The organism is Actinosynnema sp. NPDC050436, from assembly GCF_040655415.1.
In the GTDB taxonomy this organism is placed as follows: Bacteria; Actinomycetota; Actinomycetes; order Mycobacteriales; family Pseudonocardiaceae; genus Actinosynnema.
In genome coordinates, this window is the sequence record NZ_JBFAJV010000006.1 from 329,698 (window position 1) to 343,781 (window position 14,084).

General features: G+C 75.3%; 14 protein-coding genes. 5 read left to right on the plus strand and 9 right to left on the minus strand.

What is annotated here, in order from left to right:
- Positions 1-13: 13 nt before the first annotated feature.
- Positions 14-955, minus strand: coding sequence for a MerR family transcriptional regulator (locus AB0I60_RS18315; protein ID WP_360731251.1), 942 nt, complete (start codon positions 953-955; stop codon positions 14-16).
- A gap of 272 nt (positions 956-1,227) precedes the next feature.
- Here AB0I60_RS18315 and AB0I60_RS18320 point away from each other — a divergent pair, with 272 nt between their 5' ends.
- Positions 1,228-1,524, plus strand: coding sequence for a WhiB family transcriptional regulator (locus AB0I60_RS18320; protein WP_360731363.1), 297 nt, complete (start codon positions 1,228-1,230; stop codon positions 1,522-1,524).
- Positions 1,525-1,724: 200 nt separating this feature from the next.
- Here the strand turns inward: AB0I60_RS18320 and groL are convergent, their stop codons facing one another.
- The 3 genes from groL to AB0I60_RS18335 all read right to left on the minus strand — a co-directional run bounded on the left by groL (position 1,725) and on the right by AB0I60_RS18335 (position 4,954).
- Positions 1,725-3,347 (minus strand): chaperonin GroEL, encoded by a 1,623-nt coding sequence (gene groL / locus AB0I60_RS18325; protein WP_360731252.1) that lies wholly within the window; start codon positions 3,345-3,347, stop codon positions 1,725-1,727.
- A 90-nt stretch (positions 3,348-3,437) separates the two neighbouring features.
- Positions 3,438-3,731, minus strand: a complete 294-nt coding sequence (gene groES / locus AB0I60_RS18330; RefSeq protein WP_158844728.1) for a co-chaperone GroES — start codon at positions 3,729-3,731, stop codon at positions 3,438-3,440.
- Positions 3,732-4,093: 362 nt separating this feature from the next.
- Entirely contained in the window at positions 4,094-4,954 is an 861-nt protein-coding gene (locus AB0I60_RS18335) for an NAD(P)-binding domain-containing protein (RefSeq protein ID WP_360731255.1), read from the minus strand.
- Positions 4,955-5,066: 112 nt separating this feature from the next.
- Here AB0I60_RS18335 and AB0I60_RS18340 point away from each other — a divergent pair, with 112 nt between their 5' ends.
- Positions 5,067-8,000 (plus strand): BTAD domain-containing putative transcriptional regulator, encoded by a 2,934-nt coding sequence (locus tag AB0I60_RS18340; protein ID WP_360731257.1) that lies wholly within the window; start codon positions 5,067-5,069, stop codon positions 7,998-8,000.
- 36 nt (positions 8,001-8,036) lie between these two features.
- On the opposite strand, the gene tsaD is transcribed toward AB0I60_RS18340, so the two are convergent.
- Genes tsaD through tsaB form a run of 3 tightly spaced genes read right to left on the minus strand, consistent with a single transcriptional unit; the run spans position 8,037 to position 10,208 of the window.
- Positions 8,037-9,089 (minus strand): tRNA (adenosine(37)-N6)-threonylcarbamoyltransferase complex transferase subunit TsaD, encoded by a 1,053-nt coding sequence (tsaD, locus tag AB0I60_RS18345; protein WP_360731259.1) that lies wholly within the window; start codon positions 9,087-9,089, stop codon positions 8,037-8,039.
- Positions 9,082-9,525, minus strand: a complete 444-nt coding sequence (gene rimI, locus AB0I60_RS18350) for a ribosomal protein S18-alanine N-acetyltransferase (protein WP_360731364.1) — start codon at positions 9,523-9,525, stop codon at positions 9,082-9,084. The genes tsaD and rimI overlap by 8 nt, the downstream gene beginning before the upstream one ends.
- A gap of 11 nt (positions 9,526-9,536) precedes the next feature.
- Positions 9,537-10,208, minus strand: coding sequence for a tRNA (adenosine(37)-N6)-threonylcarbamoyltransferase complex dimerization subunit type 1 TsaB (gene tsaB, locus AB0I60_RS18355; protein ID WP_360731261.1), 672 nt, complete (start codon positions 10,206-10,208; stop codon positions 9,537-9,539).
- A 176-nt stretch (positions 10,209-10,384) separates the two neighbouring features.
- On the opposite strand from tsaB, the gene AB0I60_RS18360 reads away from it, so the two are divergent.
- From AB0I60_RS18360 to AB0I60_RS18370, 3 genes are read left to right on the plus strand one after another with little or no spacing between them, the layout of a single operon-like run.
- The gene (locus AB0I60_RS18360) at positions 10,385-10,756 is read left to right on the plus strand and encodes a MerR family transcriptional regulator (protein ID WP_360731263.1); all 372 of its coding nucleotides are present in this window, start codon (positions 10,385-10,387) and stop codon (positions 10,754-10,756) included.
- Complete coding sequence (locus tag AB0I60_RS18365) at positions 10,744-11,049, plus strand: thioredoxin family protein (RefSeq protein WP_360731265.1); 306 nt, start codon at positions 10,744-10,746, stop codon at positions 11,047-11,049. The genes AB0I60_RS18360 and AB0I60_RS18365 overlap by 13 nt, the downstream gene beginning before the upstream one ends.
- A gap of 34 nt (positions 11,050-11,083) precedes the next feature.
- The gene (locus tag AB0I60_RS18370) at positions 11,084-12,409 is read left to right on the plus strand and encodes an acyl-CoA synthetase (protein WP_360731266.1); all 1,326 of its coding nucleotides are present in this window, start codon (positions 11,084-11,086) and stop codon (positions 12,407-12,409) included.
- A gap of 109 nt (positions 12,410-12,518) precedes the next feature.
- On the opposite strand, the gene tsaE is transcribed toward AB0I60_RS18370, so the two are convergent.
- Positions 12,519-12,986 carry a tRNA (adenosine(37)-N6)-threonylcarbamoyltransferase complex ATPase subunit type 1 TsaE gene (tsaE, locus tag AB0I60_RS18375; RefSeq protein WP_360731268.1) on the minus strand — a complete coding sequence of 156 codons (468 nt, stop codon included), beginning with the start codon at positions 12,984-12,986 and terminating at the stop codon, positions 12,519-12,521.
- Positions 12,968-14,071, minus strand: a complete 1,104-nt coding sequence (locus AB0I60_RS18380) for an alpha/beta hydrolase (RefSeq protein ID WP_360731270.1) — start codon at positions 14,069-14,071, stop codon at positions 12,968-12,970. The genes tsaE and AB0I60_RS18380 overlap by 19 nt, the downstream gene beginning before the upstream one ends.
- Positions 14,072-14,084 lie beyond the last annotated feature (13 nt).

The following is a 14,084-nucleotide window of genomic DNA, read 5'->3' on the forward strand; positions in this document are numbered from 1 at the left end:
TCGGGGCCGGTCGTCAGCAGACGGCGCGCTCGATCGCGTCCGCCGCGTCCGCCAGGCCCTTGATCCGCTCGGCGGGCGAGGGCACCACGCCGCGCGCCCAGCCGGGTCCCCCCACGAACACCCGCACCTGCTGGCGCGTCCGGGGCAGGGCGGACACCGCGCCCGGATCGGCGTAGCGCGGGAGCTGCGCCCACAGCACCACGGCCGCCGGCGCGGTCCGCCGGACGGCGGCGGCCAGGGCGTCCAGCGGGAGCGCCGCGCCGAGCTGCCGGATGCCGACGCCGCGCCGGGCCAGCTCGGCGGCCAGCGGGTAGAGCGCCAGGTCGTGGCGCTCCTCGGGCGTGCAGGCCAGCAGCACCGGCCGGTGGTTGCGCGGCTCCGCGACGATCGGCGTCGCCCGGACCATCGCCGCCAGCACGCACTCGTCGAGCAGGTGCGACACCTCGACCCCGGCCCCGGAGTGCTGCCAGCGGTCGGCGATCCCGGCGAGCACCGGCCGGACCACCTCGTCCCAGGTGGCGACCACGCCGTCCTGCGCGATCGAGTCGGCCAGCAGGAGCTGGACCGCCGCCGAGTCCATCGCCAGCGCCGCCCGCCCCACCCCGCGCGCGAGCCGGCCCGCGCCCGGCAGCTTCAGCCCGCGCCCGCCCACCGGAGGGGCGGTGGTGTCCAGCTCGCCGCCGGTGAGCACCGGCGGGGCGGGCGGCCCGGCGCTGATCAACCGGGGTTGCGGGGCGGGCGCGGCGAGCGCGTACTTGGCCGCCTCGGCGCTGGACGCGCCCCGCAGCAGCGCCCGCTGCATCAGCTCCAGCCGGGCCACGTCCTTCGGGGCGTACTTCCGGTGTCGCCCGGTGGTGTGATCACTGGGTCCGAGCCCGTACCGGCGGTCCCAGGTCCGCAGGGTGGCCGGCGCGACGCCGAGCCGGCGGGCGACCGCGGCCACCGACAGGGTCACCGAATGCGCAGGATCATCCTCTGCCGCAACGGTTTCCCGCTCGCCTTCCGGCGTCGTCGCGGTGTGGTCGGGGGGCGTCATCACGCTGACATCGTCCGTTCACCAGCCGTCACCGGCAACTCCGGGGGTGGCCCCGGCTGATCACCCATCGAATGAATTGGCGCCTTTCTGCCGCCGACCCCCTTGAACAAGCATTGGCGCGGTTCTACGGTGGATCATCGTTAAGCCGAATGGAGCAGTTCTCTCATCAGAGGGCCAAGGAGGCGGTCTCGATGGCGGACACCCGAAGGCTTCCCGGTCCCAACGCCGATCTGTGGGACTGGCAGATGCGCGGCTCGTGCCGCGGGATGGACAGTGCGTTCTTCTTCCACCCGGACGGGGAACGAGGACCGGCGCGGGCGAGGCGGGAGGCACGGGCAAAAGCCGTGTGCCTGTCCTGTCCCGTGCTGGAGATGTGCCGGCGCCACGCGCTGGCGGTGCAGGAGCCGTACGGGATCTGGGGCGGGCTCTCGGAATCCGAGCGAGACGGCATCATCAAGGCCCGCAAGCGACAGCCGGTGCTGACCTGACCCGGGTCGACCCCGGCCCGGTCGGCGGAAGGGGCGGCACCCCCGGGTGCCGCCCCTTCGCCGTGCTCCGCCCTCGATCTGCGCACGTCGGCCGGGCCGACCGACCCCGGGAACGCCGGGAGGGGCGGTGCCGTGGTGGCACCGCCCCTCCCGGAGCACGTCGGCGTGCGGTCGCGCGGGGCGGACCCCGGCGTCCGACCTCAGTGGCCGTGCCCGTGACCGTGGCCGTGACCGGCCGAGGCGGGCTCCTCTTCCTTCTTCTCCACGACGGCGCTCTCCGTGGTGAGCACCATGCGGGCGATGGAGGCGGCGTTCGAGACGGCCGAGCGGGTGACCTTGACCGGGTCGATGATCCCGGCCTCCAGCAGGTCGCCGTAGACCAGCGTGGCCGCGTTGAGGCCGAAGCCCCAGTCGCCCTCGCGGACCTTGTTGACCACGACCGCGCCTTCCAGGCCGGCGTTCGCGGCGATCCAGAACAGCGCCGAGCCGAGCGCCTCGCGGACGATCGCGGCACCGGTCGCCTCGTCGCCGGTCAGGCCCAGGCCGCCGTCGAGCACCTTGGCCGCGTGGATGAGCGCCGAGCCGCCGCCGGGCACGATGCCCTCCTCGACCGCGGCCTTGGTGGCGGCGACCGCGTCCTCGATGCGGTGCTTGCGCTCCTTCAGCTCGGTCTCGGTGGCCGCGCCGACCTTGATCACCGCGATGCCGCCGGAGAGCTTCGCCAGCCGCTCCTGGAGCTTCTCGCGGTCCCAGTCGGAGTCGGTGGCCTCGATCTCGCGGCGCAGCTGCTCCGCGCGACCGGCCACGTCCGCCTTGGTGCCGCCGCCGTCGACGATGGTCGTGTTGTCCTTCGACACCACGATCCGCCGCGCCGTGCCCAGCACGTCCAGGCCGGCCTCGGACAGCTTCAGGCCCACCTCGGCGGCGATGACCTGGCCACCGGTGACGACGGCGAGGTCGTCCAGGAACGCCTTGCGGCGGTCGCCGAAGTACGGGGCCTTGACCGCGACCACGCGCAGCGTCTTGCGCAGGGCGTTGACCACCAGGGTGGACAGCGCCTCGCCCTCGACGTCCTCGGCGATGACGACCAGCGGCTTGCCGGCCTCGGCGACCTTCTCCAGCAGCGGGAGCAGGTCGGCCAGGGCGCTGATCTTCTCGCGGTGCAGCAGGATGCGGGCGTCCTCGAACACCGTCTCCTGGGCTTCCAGGTCGGTGGCGAAGTGCGCCGAGATGTAGCCCTTGTCGAACTGCACGCCCTCGGTGATCTGCAGCTCGGTGGCCAGCGTCGAGGACTCCTCGACGGTGATCACACCGTCCTCGCCGACCTTCTCGATGGCCTCGCCGAGCAGCGCGCCGATCGACTCGTCGCGCGAGGACACGGTGCCGACCTGGGCGATGTTGTCCCGGCCCTTGACCGGGGTGGCCTTGCCCTTGAGGGCGTCCACCACGGCGTCGGCGGCGGCCTGGATGCCCCGGCCCAGCGAGGTCGGGTTCGCGCCCGCCGCGACGTTGCGCAGGCCGACCCGCACCATGGCCTGGGCCAGCACGGTCGCCGTCGTGGTGCCGTCGCCGGCCACGTCGTTCGTCTTGGTGGCGACGCTCTTGGCGAGCTGCGCGCCCAGGTTCTCGAACGCGTCGTCCAGCTCGATCTCGCGGGCGATGGTCACACCGTCGTTGGTGACCGTCGGGCCGCCGAACTTCTTGTCCAGCACCACGTGCCGGCCGCGCGGACCCAGGGTCACCTTGACCGTGTCCGCCAGCTTGTTCACGCCGCGCTCAAGTGCCCGACGAGCGTCCTCGTCGAAGCTGATCTGCTTGGGCATTGCCTACAGCCTCTCCTCGTGATGCGCGAAACGCCCCGGAACCCCCGGTGTCGGTGGGTTCGCCGGGGCGTCCTGCGTGTCGGCCGAAAGTCAGTTGATGACGGCCAGCACGTCGCGGGCGGAGAGGATCAGGTACTCCTCGCCGTTGTACTTGACCTCGGTGCCGCCGTACTTGGAGTAGATGACGACATCGCCGACAGCCACGTCCACGGGGATGCGGTTGCCCTTGTCGTCGATCCGGCCGGGGCCGACCGCGAGGACCTTGCCCTCCTGGGGCTTCTCCTTCGCGGTGTCCGGGATCACGAGGCCGGAGGCCGTCGTGGTCTCGGCCTCGCTGGCCTGCACGACGATCTTGTCTTCGAGCGGCTTGATGTTCACGCTCACCGGGCTGACCTCCACGGTCGTCGAAAGCGTTGGCAGGTTGCGTTTACGGCTCCTGCCACCCCGCCGTCGCGGGGGTCGGGGCGGTTGCTGGTGCCGTGCAGCTAGCACTCTACCCACGCGAGTGCCAACCGTTCAACGAACCCCCCGACAGTCGGCCCGGACGGTGGGACGCGCCACGTCGCAGGGGGTGTCCGGGGCCCGCTCTCGACGGCCCGCGACCGATCAGGCGGGCAGCCGGTCCCCCGGCCCGCGCAGCCCCCCGGCACCGCGCGGGCCGACCCCGCTCCGCTCGCGGCCCCCGGACCTCGCGGCCGACCCGGCCCCCTCGCGGCCGACCGGGGTCCGCTCGCGGCGGGCCGCGCCTACCCGGCGGGCTTGATCACCTCGTACAGCGCGGTCCAGCTGTTCTGCCCGTACCCGGCCGCGATGGCCCGCCGGTACAGGTCCTGGACGGCCCCGGGCAGCCCGGCGTCCACCCCGGTCGCCTCGCTCGCGCCCACCACGTGGTCCGCCGTCGCGCCCATCATCACGACGTTCGCCAGCTCGCCGGGGTGCTCGCCGCTGTCCACGGCGTTGATCGTCTCCTCCAGGTACATCCCCACCGACTCGACGTTCTCCTTCAGGTACGGCGCGAACTGCGCGGCGGTCACCCCGGCCGTGCGCACCAGGGCGACGCTGTGCAGCGCGGCGGCCAGCGCGGTCAGGAAGTAGTCGAGCTGCGCCTGGTAGAACAGCTGCGCCAGCGAGTGGTCCTCGCCGAGGTACTCGGTCCGGCCGATCACCCGCAGGGTGTCCGCGTGCTCCTCGAACACGGCCCTCGGGCCGCTGTAGAAGACGTACGCCCCCTCCTCGCCGATCAGCGGCGCGGGCACCATCACGCCGCCCACCAGCAGTTCCGCGCCCCGCTCAGCGAGCCACGCGGCGGCCTTCAGGGTCTTGCCCGGGGTGTCGGAGCTGAGGTTGACGACCGTCTTGCCGGCCAGGTCCGCGTCGCCCAGGACGTCGTACATGGCCTGGTAGTCGGTCAGGCTCAGCACGACCAGGCGGGTGGCCGCGACCGCCTCGGCCGCCGTGGCGGCCCGGTGCGCGCCCTTCGCCACCAGCTCGTCGGCGCGGCTCGCGGTCCGGTTCCACACCGTCACGGCGTGGCCGCGCTCCAGGTACTCCGCGACCATGGCCCGGCCCATCGGGCCCAGGCCGATCAACGTCAGCGGCGTGCTCATCAGTGGTTCCTCGCTTCCTCGGCAGGTGTGACCGAAGGTGCCGGAACCCGCTGCGGGTCCGCTGCGGGTTCCCTGCGGGTGCGCCGGGGAGGCACCTGGCTACCGTCGTGGTGTGCGATTCGGCGTGCTGGGGCCCTTGGCCGTGTGGGCGGCGGACGGGACCCCGGTGCGGGTCCCGGAGGCGAAGGTCCGGTTGCTGCTGGCGCACCTGCTGGTCGCCGAGGGCCGGCCGGTGCCGGTGGACCGGCTCGGGTCGGCGCTGTGGGGCGACCGGCCGCCGGGCAACCCGGGCAACACGCTCCAGACCAAGGTGTCCGCGCTGCGCCGGGTGCTCGGCCGGGACGTGGTCACCTGGGAGCCGCCCGGCTACGCGCTGCGGGTCGACGCCGGGTCGTCGGACCTGCTGGAGTTCCGGGCGCGGGTGGCGGCGGGCGACCGGGGCGGCGCGCTCGCCCTGTGGCGCGGCGAGCCGCTGGCGGAGTTCGCCGACGAGCCGTTCGCGGTGGGGTTCGCGCGGCGGGTGGGCGAGGAGCGGCTGGCCGCCCTGGAGGACTGGGCCGAGGCCCGGATCACCGCCGGGCACCCCGTCGAGCTGGCCGACGAGGTGGCGCGGCACCCGCTGCGGGAGCGGTTGCGCGGCCTGCACATGCGCGCGCTGGCCCTGGCCGGCCGGCAGGTGGAGGCGCTGGAGGGCTACGCCGCGCTGCGCCGCCTGCTCGCCGAGGAGCAGGGGCTGGAACCCGGCCCGGACCTGGCCCGGGTGCACCGGGCGCTGCTCGCCCAGGAGCCGGCGGGGCCGCGCACGAACCTGCCCGCGCCGGTGACCGAGCTGGTCGGGCGGGCCGGCGCGGTGCGCGAGGTGCGGGCGCTGCTGGGCACCTCCCGGCTGGTCACGCTGACCGGGCCGGGCGGCGTCGGCAAGACCCGGCTCGCCGTCGAGACCGCCCGCGCGGTGACCGCCGCCGACTGCGTGTGGCTGGTGGAGCTGGCCGGCCTGGACCGCGCCGACCGGTCGGGGCCGGCGGTGGTCTCCGACGCGGTGGCCGCCGTGCTCGGGGTGCGCGAGGACGCGGCCGAGCCGCCGGCCGAGCGGCTGGTCGCCGCCGTGCGCGGCCGGGACGTCCTGCTGGTGCTGGACAACTGCGAACGGCTGGTCGACCCGGTCGCCCGGCTGGTGTCGGACCTGCTGCGCGCCGCGCCGGGCCTGCGGGTGCTGGCCACCAGCCAGGAGCCGCTGGGGCTGGCCGCCGAGGCCGTGTGGTCCGTGCCGCCGCTGGAGCTGCCCGACGCGGTCCGCCTGTTCACCGCGCGCGCCTCGGCCGCCGCGCCCGGTTTCGCGCCCACACCCGACAACCAGCGCGCGGTGGCCGCGATCTGCCGCCGGCTCGACGGCCTCCCGCTCGCCCTGGAGCTGGCCGCCACCAGGGTGCGCGCGCTCGGCGTCGACACCCTGCTGGAGCGGTTGGACGACCGGTTCCGGCTGCTCGCGGCGGGCCACCGGGACGCGCCGCCCCGGCAGCGCACGCTGCGCGCCATGATCGACTGGAGCTGGGAGCTGCTCCCCGCCGCCGAGCGGACCGTGCTGCGCCGGCTCGCCGTCGCGGTGGAGGGCTGCGACCTGGCCGCCGCCGAGGCGATCTGCGCGGGCGGCGACGTGCCGGCGCGGGACGTCGCGGACGTGCTGGCCGCGCTGGTCAACCGCTCGCTCGTGGTCGCGCCCGACCAGGGCGGCCCGCCGCGCTACCGGCTGCTCGAATCGGTGGCCGACTACGGCCGGGAACGCCTGCGCGAGGCCGGCGAGCTGGACGCGGTCCGCCGCCGGCACGCCGCGCACTACCGCGCGCTGGCCGAGCGCGCCGACCCGGAGCTGCGCGGCCACGACCAGCTCGCCTGGCTGGACCGCCTCGACGCGGACACCGCGAACCTGCGCGCCGCGCTCGACGTCGACCCCGGCCTGGCCCGGCACCTGGCCTGGTACTGGTTCCTGCGCGGGCGCGTCCAGGAGGCCCGGCGGCACCTGACCGGGCCGTGGCAGGTCGGGTTCACCGTGCTCGCGGGCCACGCGGCCACGCCGGTCGGCGAGGTCGACGACCCGCGCGAGGACTGGTTCCTCGGGTACGTGCTGTCCACCGTGGGCGACATGGCCTCCGGCGAGCGGCACACCGAGCGCGCCCACGCCGCGTTCGAGGCGCGCGGCGACGACTGGGGTGTGGCGGCGGCGCTGAGCGACCGCTTCAGCCAGGCCATGCACCGGGGCGACCTGACCCTGGCCCGGCACGCCGCCGAACGGGCAGGCGAGCTGTTCACCGCCCTCGGCGACCGGTGGGGCCGGCTCCAGTCGACGTTCGCGCTCGGCACCCTCGCGCAGCTGACCGGCGACTACCCGGAGGCCACCGCCGTGCACACCGAGGGCCTGCGGCTGGCCGACGAGCTGCGGGCGTGGCCGGAGGTGTCGTTCTCGCTGTCCTGGCTGGGCCGGGTGGCGTTGCTGACCGAGGACTTCGCGGCGGCGCGGGCGTACCACGAGAAGGCCCGCCGGATCGCCGCCGACCACGGCTTCTCCCCCGGCGAGGTGTACGCGGAGACCGGCCTGGCGCTCGGTGCGCGCCGAGAAGGCGACCTGGACGGCGCGGAACGCCTCCTGCTGCGCATCCACGACTGGCACCGCCGGGTCGGGTCGGAGGTGGGCGCGACGCTCGTGCTGGCCGAACGCGGCTTCGTGGCCGAACTGCGCGGGGACGCCGAAGCGGCGCGGGAACTCCAGGAAGAGGGCCTGCGCCTGGCCCGCAGGACCCGCGACCCCCGGGCCGTCGCCCTGGGCCAGGAGGGCGTGGCGGGTGCCCGCGCGCTGGCGGGCCGGCACGAGGACGCCGCCCGCCTGCTCGGCCGAGCCGCCGCGAACCGCCTGTCCGTGGGCGTGCCCCTGCCGCCCGCGCAGCGCTACGACGTGGACCGGATCACCGCCGCGGCACGCGCAGCGCTGGGAGACGAGCGCTTCGACCGGGCGTTCGCCGAGGGCTCGGCGGACGTCGGGGACGCCGGCTGACGACCACCGCCGGCGCGGCCGGGCCGGAGCGCTCCGCTAGACGACCTGGATCGTGCCCACCGGCAGGCCCGGCGTCGTCGACAGGTCCAGCCGGGACGGTTCCGCCCCGGCCGCCACCAGGTGGGCGCCCAGTGCCGCGATCATCGCGCCGTTGTCCGTGCACAGCCGGGGCCTGGGCACGCGCAGCTCGATGCCCGCCGCCGCGCACCGCTCCGCCGCCAGCGCCGACAGGCGCGAGTTCGCCGCCACGCCGCCGGAGATCACCATCGTGTCCACGCCGAGGTCCTTGCACGCCCGGACCGCCTTGGCGGTCAGCACGTCGGCCACCGCCTCCTGGAACGACGCGGCCACGTCCGCCAGCGGGATCTCCTCGCCGGCGCGTTCCCGGCGCTCCACCCAGCGCGCCACGGAGGTCTTCAGACCGGAGAACGAGAAGTCGTACTTCGAGTCGCGGGGACCGGTCAGGCCGCGCGGGAACGCGATGGCGCACCCGTTGCCCTGCTTGGCGAGCTTGTCGATCGGCGGGCCGCCGGGGTACGGGAGGTCGAGCAGGCGGGCGACCTTGTCGTACGCCTCGCCCGCCGCGTCGTCCACGGTGGACCCGATCTCGGTGATCTTGTCCGCCAGGCCCTCGACCAGCAGCAGCTGCGAGTGCCCGCCGGACACCAGCAGCGCCACGCACCGCTCGGGCAGCGGGCCGTGCTGGAGGGTGGACGCCGCCACGTGCCCGGCGAGGTGGTTCACGCCGTAGAGCGGCTTGCCCAGCGCCACCGCGTACGCCTTGGCCGCCGCCACGCCGACCAGCAGCGCGCCCGCGAGCCCAGGCCCGGCGGTGACCGCGATCGAGTGCACGTCGGACAGCCCGACACCGGCCTGCTCGACGGCCCGGCGCATGGTCGGCACCATGGCCTCCAGGTGCGCCCGCGACGCCACCTCGGGCACGACGCCGCCGAACCTGGCGTGCTCCTCGACGCTGGAGGCGACCTCGTCGGCGAGCAGTTCCAGCGCGCCGTCCGGGCCGAGCCGGACGATGCCGACGCCGGTCTCGTCGCACGAGCTCTCGATACCGAGGATGAGCCGGTCAGTCACGGTTCGCGGGCCTTCCCATCGTGTACGCGTCGGCACCCGACGGCTGGTAGTAGCGGCGGCGCAGGCCGAGGTGCTCGAAGCCGTGCGCGAGGTAGAGCGAGATCGCGGGCGCGTTGTCGGTGCGGACCTCCAGGAACACCGGCAGGCCCAGCTCGTCGGCCTTCGCCAGCAGGGTCCGCAGCAGGCTGGTGCCGACCCCGCCGCGCTGCCGGTCGGCGACCACGGCGAGGGTGTGCACGCTCGACTCGAAGTCGTTCAGCCCCAGCCCGGCGTAGCCGACCAGCTCGCCGTCCACGTGCGCGCCGACGTAGAAGTTGCCGCCGTCCAGCTCGCTGCGGAACGAGCCCTCGCTCCACGGGTCGTCGCCGGGGAACAGCTCGTGCTCGATCTCGACGCACCGGGCGACGTCCTCGTGCCGCAGCGGCCCGATGGTCAGCTCGCCCGGCCTCACCGGGTCACCCGCTTGCGCCCGGTGGGCTCCACGGCGTCGGGCCGGCGCAGGTAGAGCGGGGTGAGCGCGGCCGGCCGGGCACCGGACAGCAGCTCTTCGGCGACGGCGGCGACCAGCGACCCGGGCGACGGGTGCACGGCGTCGACCAGCGGCAGGCCCAGCACGTCGGCGTAGATCCGGGCGCCCTCGCCGGCGGCCTGCTGCGGCGAGGTGCGCAGCTTGGCCAGGACGTCGGCCGGCCGGTCCACGTGCGGGCCGTCGGTGCGCCGGCCGGCGGCGTCGTAGGCGGCCCAGTAGACCTCCTTGCGCCGGGCGTCGGTGGCGACCAGCAGCGGCGCCCCGGTGTTCGCGTCGAGCGCGATCGCGTCCGGCGTCGGCACCGGGTAGACGGGCCGGTTCAGCGCCTGGCCGAGCGCGGCGGCCGTGACCAGCCCGACCCGCAGCCCGGTGAACGGGCCGGGGCCCGCCCCGCACACGATCGCGTCGAGGTCGGCCAGGGCGTGCCCGGCCTCCGCGACGGCGTCGCGCAGGTGCGGTGTCAGCAGCTCGCCGTGCGCCTTGGCGTCCACCGTCACCCGCCGGGCCAGCGTCCGGGGTCCGTCAGCGGTCAGTTCCACGACGCCGGCGGTCACTGCGGGCGTGGCGGTGTCCAGAGCGAGCACGAGCACAGTCGACAAGGGTACGGCGTGGACCGGCCCCGACTCCGCCGACTCCGCCGGACGGTCGCCCGCTCGTGCGGCGCGGTCGGATGACGCGGTCGGGCGACGCGGTCGGGCGACGCGGTCGGGTCCGTGCGGGCGGTCACACTGGACTTGACGTCGGCGTCAAGTCGGAGGATCGCATCGTGCGCATCGGTGAACTGGCTCAGCGGGGTGGGACGACCACCCGGGCGCTGCGCTACTACGAGTCCCTGGGCCTGCTCACCGCGCGGCGGACCGCGAACGGTCAGCGCGAGTACGACGAGGACGGCCTGCGGCTGCTGGCCGAGATCCGCTCGCTGGCCGACATCGGCTTCGCGCTGGAGGACACCCGGCCGTTCGTGGAGTGCCTGCGCGACGGCCACACCAGCGGCGACGCGTGCCCCGCCTCCGTGGCGGCGTACCGGCGCAAGCTGGCCGAGCTGGACGAGTGCCTCGCCCGGCTGGCCGCCGCCCGCGACCGCGTGCGCACGCAACTGGAGCAGGCCGAGCAGAGGAGGCGCCCGTGCGCACGCTGACCGACGACACGTTCACCGAGGGGGTCCGGGCCGGCGCGGTGCTGGTCGAGTTCACCGCGAGCTGGTGCCCGCCGTGCCGGATGATCGAACCGGTGCTGGCCGAGCTGGACCGGGAGCTCGACTCGGTGGAGTTCGCCAAGATCGACACCGACGCGAACCCGCGCACCGCGCGGGACCTGGGCGTGATGGGGATGCCGACGCTCCAGCTCTACCGGGACGGCGAGCTGGTCGCGCAGCTCGTGGGCGCGCGGCCCAAGTCGCAGCTCGTGGCGTGGCTCGAACCACATCTGTGATGCGCGTCGCGGGCGGTGCGGCCAAGGTGGGCGGATGCTGCTGCCCGCCCTGGCCACGCTGCCCGCGAAGCCGGCCCTGCGCTTCCCCGACGCCGAGCTGACCTACGCCGAGCTGGCCGCGCGAGCCCGCGAGGTCGCCGCCGGGCTGGTCGGCCGCCGGCGGGTCGCGGTGTGGGCGCGGCCGGACGCGCGGACCTGCGTCGCGGTGGTGGGCGCGCTGCTCGCGGGCGTGCCGGTGGTGCCGCTCAACCCCAAGCTCGGGGAGCGCGAGCTGGCGCACGTCCTCGCCGACAGCGCTCCCGACCTGGTGGTGGACGACGTGCTGCCGTCCGGTCCGCCGACCGACCTGCCGGAGCCGGGCGGCGAGGCACCCGCGCTAATCGTCTACACCTCCGGCACGACCGGGCCGCCGAAGGGCGTCGTGCTGCCGCGCCGCGCGCTGGCCTCGAACCTGGACGCGCTGGCCGCCGCGTGGGAGTGGACCGCCGACGACGTGGTGGTGCACGGCCTGCCGCTGTTCCACGTGCACGGCTTGGGCGTGGGCGTGATCGGCCCGCTGCGGCGCGGCGGCACGGTGCACCACCTCGGGTCGTTCAGCGTGGCGGCGGCGGCCGGGGCGCTGGACGCCGGCGGCACGGTGCTGTTCGGCGTCCCGACCATGTACCACCGGATCGCCGCCGCGCCCGAGCACGCGGCGGCGTTCTCGAAGGCCCGGCTGCTGGTGTCGGGTTCGGCGCCGCTGCCGGTGACCGTGCACGCGCGGCTGGAGGAGCTGACCGGGCACCGGGTCGTCGAGCGGTACGGCCTGACCGAGACGCTGATGAACACCAGCGTCCGCGTGTCCGGCGACCGCCGGCCGGGCACGGTGGGGCCGCCGCTGGACGGCGTGGAGGTCCGGGTGGTGGGCGACGAGCCGGGCGAGGTCGAGGTGCGCGGCCCGAACCTGTTCCTGGAGTACCTCAACCGCCCGGACGCGACCCGCGAGGCGTTCGTCGACGGCTGGTTCCGGACCGGCGACCTGGCCGTGGTGGAACCGGACGGCGCGCTGCGGATCGTCGGCCGGCGGGCCACCGACCTGATCAAGAGCGGCGGCTACAAGATCGGCGCGGGCGAGGTGGAGAACGCCCTGCTGGAGCACCCCGGCGTGGCCGAGGTGGCGGTGACCGGCGAGCCCGACGACGACCTGGGCGAGCGGGTCGTCGCGTGGGTGGTGCCGGCGGGGCCGCCGGTCGCGGAGCGCGAGCTGGCCGACCACGTGGCCCGGCTGCTCACCCCGCACAAGCGGCCGAGGGTGGTCCGCTTCCTGGACGCGCTGCCGCGCAACGACATGGGCAAGGTGCTCAAGCGCGAGCTGCGCTGACGGCGACCGGCCCCGACCCCACCACCGGCCGGGCCGCTGCGGCCCGGGTGCCGACCGCGCCCCACACCACCACCGACCCGACCGGCGCGACCGCGAGCGGGCCGGGCGCTCACACCGGCAGTTCGCGGTCCGCCCACGAGCCGTGCGGTTCGAGGCGGGCGGTGCGGACGTCGTCGTCGTGCCGCTCCAGGGTGATCAGCAGGTGGTCCTCGGACAGCCGCTCCGCGACGCCCTCGCCCCACTCCACCGCCACCACCGCGTCCACCAGGTCGGTGTCCAGGTCGAGGTCGTCCAGCTCGTCCAGGTCGCCGCCCAGCCGGTAGGCGTCCACGTGCACCAGCGACACGCCGCGACCGCCGGGCGCGGGGTCGTGCACGCGCGCGATCACGAACGTCGGCGAGCTGACCCGCCCGCTCACCCCCAGGCCGGCCGCGAGCCCGCGCACCAGGGCCGTCTTGCCCGCCCCGAGCGGCCCGGACAGCAGCAGCAGGTCGCCGCTGCGCACCAGCCCGCCCAACCTGCGCCCGAACTCCTCGGTGTCCCCCACCTCGGGGAGGGTCACGCTCGTCGCCACCACCGCCGCCTGTCCTCCGTCCGTTCCACGGCACTGCGCCGGAGCAGGCCCACCAGGTGCCCGGTGACCAGGTCCGGCTGTTCCATCATCACCATGTGCCCCGCGCCGGGCGCCCGGACCAGCTCGCCGTGCGGCATCTCCTCGGCCATCCGCTCGGCGTGCGAGAACGGCGTCACCCGGTCCGCGTCACCGCTGATCACCAGCACCTCGCAGTGCCGCAGCCCGGCCAGCGCCTTGTACCGGTTGTGCGTGCCCAGCGTCTCCAGGAACTCGGTCAGCACCTGCACCGAGGTCCCGTTGATCATCTGCTCCATCAGGTCGACCAGCGACGTGCTGACCTTCCGGTCGCCGAACGCCAGGGCCCTGATCCCGCTCCAGGTCACCGTGTTCGCCCGCCGCCGCACCCACTCCACGACCCCGGGCTGGAGACCGGCGAGCCGGCCGACGCCCAGGGTGACCGGGTTGTACCGGGACAGCACCGACTTGGGCAACCCGGCACCGCCGACCGCGCCCGCCGCCGTGCCGACCAGGGCCACGCCGCGCACCCGCCGCGCGAACAGCTCCGGCTGCTGCTCGGCCAGCGCCATGATCGTCATGCCGCCCATCGAGTGCCCGACCAGCACCACGGGCCCGTCGGGCACCACGGCCCGCAGCACCGAGTCCAGGTCGTGCGCGAGCTGGTCGATCGTGCTCGACTCGGCCGCGGCCCGACCGGACCGCCCGTGGCCGCGCTGGTCGTAGAGCACCTGGCGGACCCGGGGCCCGGTCAGCCGGGCCAGGTCGCGGCGCTGGAAGTGCCAGCACCGCCGGTCCAGCGCGAAGCCGTGCACCAGCACGACGGTCAGGTCGGGCTCGCCGCCGTCCGCCGGGTCGACCTCCTCGACCGAGAGCGGCACGCCGTCGTCGGCGGCCACGGTCGACTCGCGGTCGGGCGTCAGCCGCCCCAGCGGCTCGTCGGCCAGCGGGTCGGCGGCCCGCCGCTCGTCGGCCACCCTCTTCTGGTTCGCGGCCACGCCGACCGCGACGCCGGTGGCCGCCGCGCCCAGGATGCCGCCCGCCCAGCCGACCGCCTTCCACAGCGCGTTCACCGCGCGACCCCCC

Bases quoted from the DNA above. Each gene is read 5' to 3' on its own strand.
- AB0I60_RS18320 (WP_360731363.1), top strand. From the start codon at position 1,228: ATGGCGGACACCCGAAGGCTTCCCGGTCCCAACGCCGATCTGTGGGAC.
- groL (WP_360731252.1), bottom strand. From the start codon at position 3,347: ATGCCCAAGCAGATCAGCTTCGACGAGGACGCTCGTCGGGCACTTGAG.
- AB0I60_RS18335 (WP_360731255.1), bottom strand. From the start codon at position 4,954: ATGAGCACGCCGCTGACGTTGATCGGCCTGGGCCCGATGGGCCGGGCC.
- AB0I60_RS18370 (WP_360731266.1), top strand. From the start codon at position 11,084: ATGCTGCTGCCCGCCCTGGCCACGCTGCCCGCGAAGCCGGCCCTGCGC.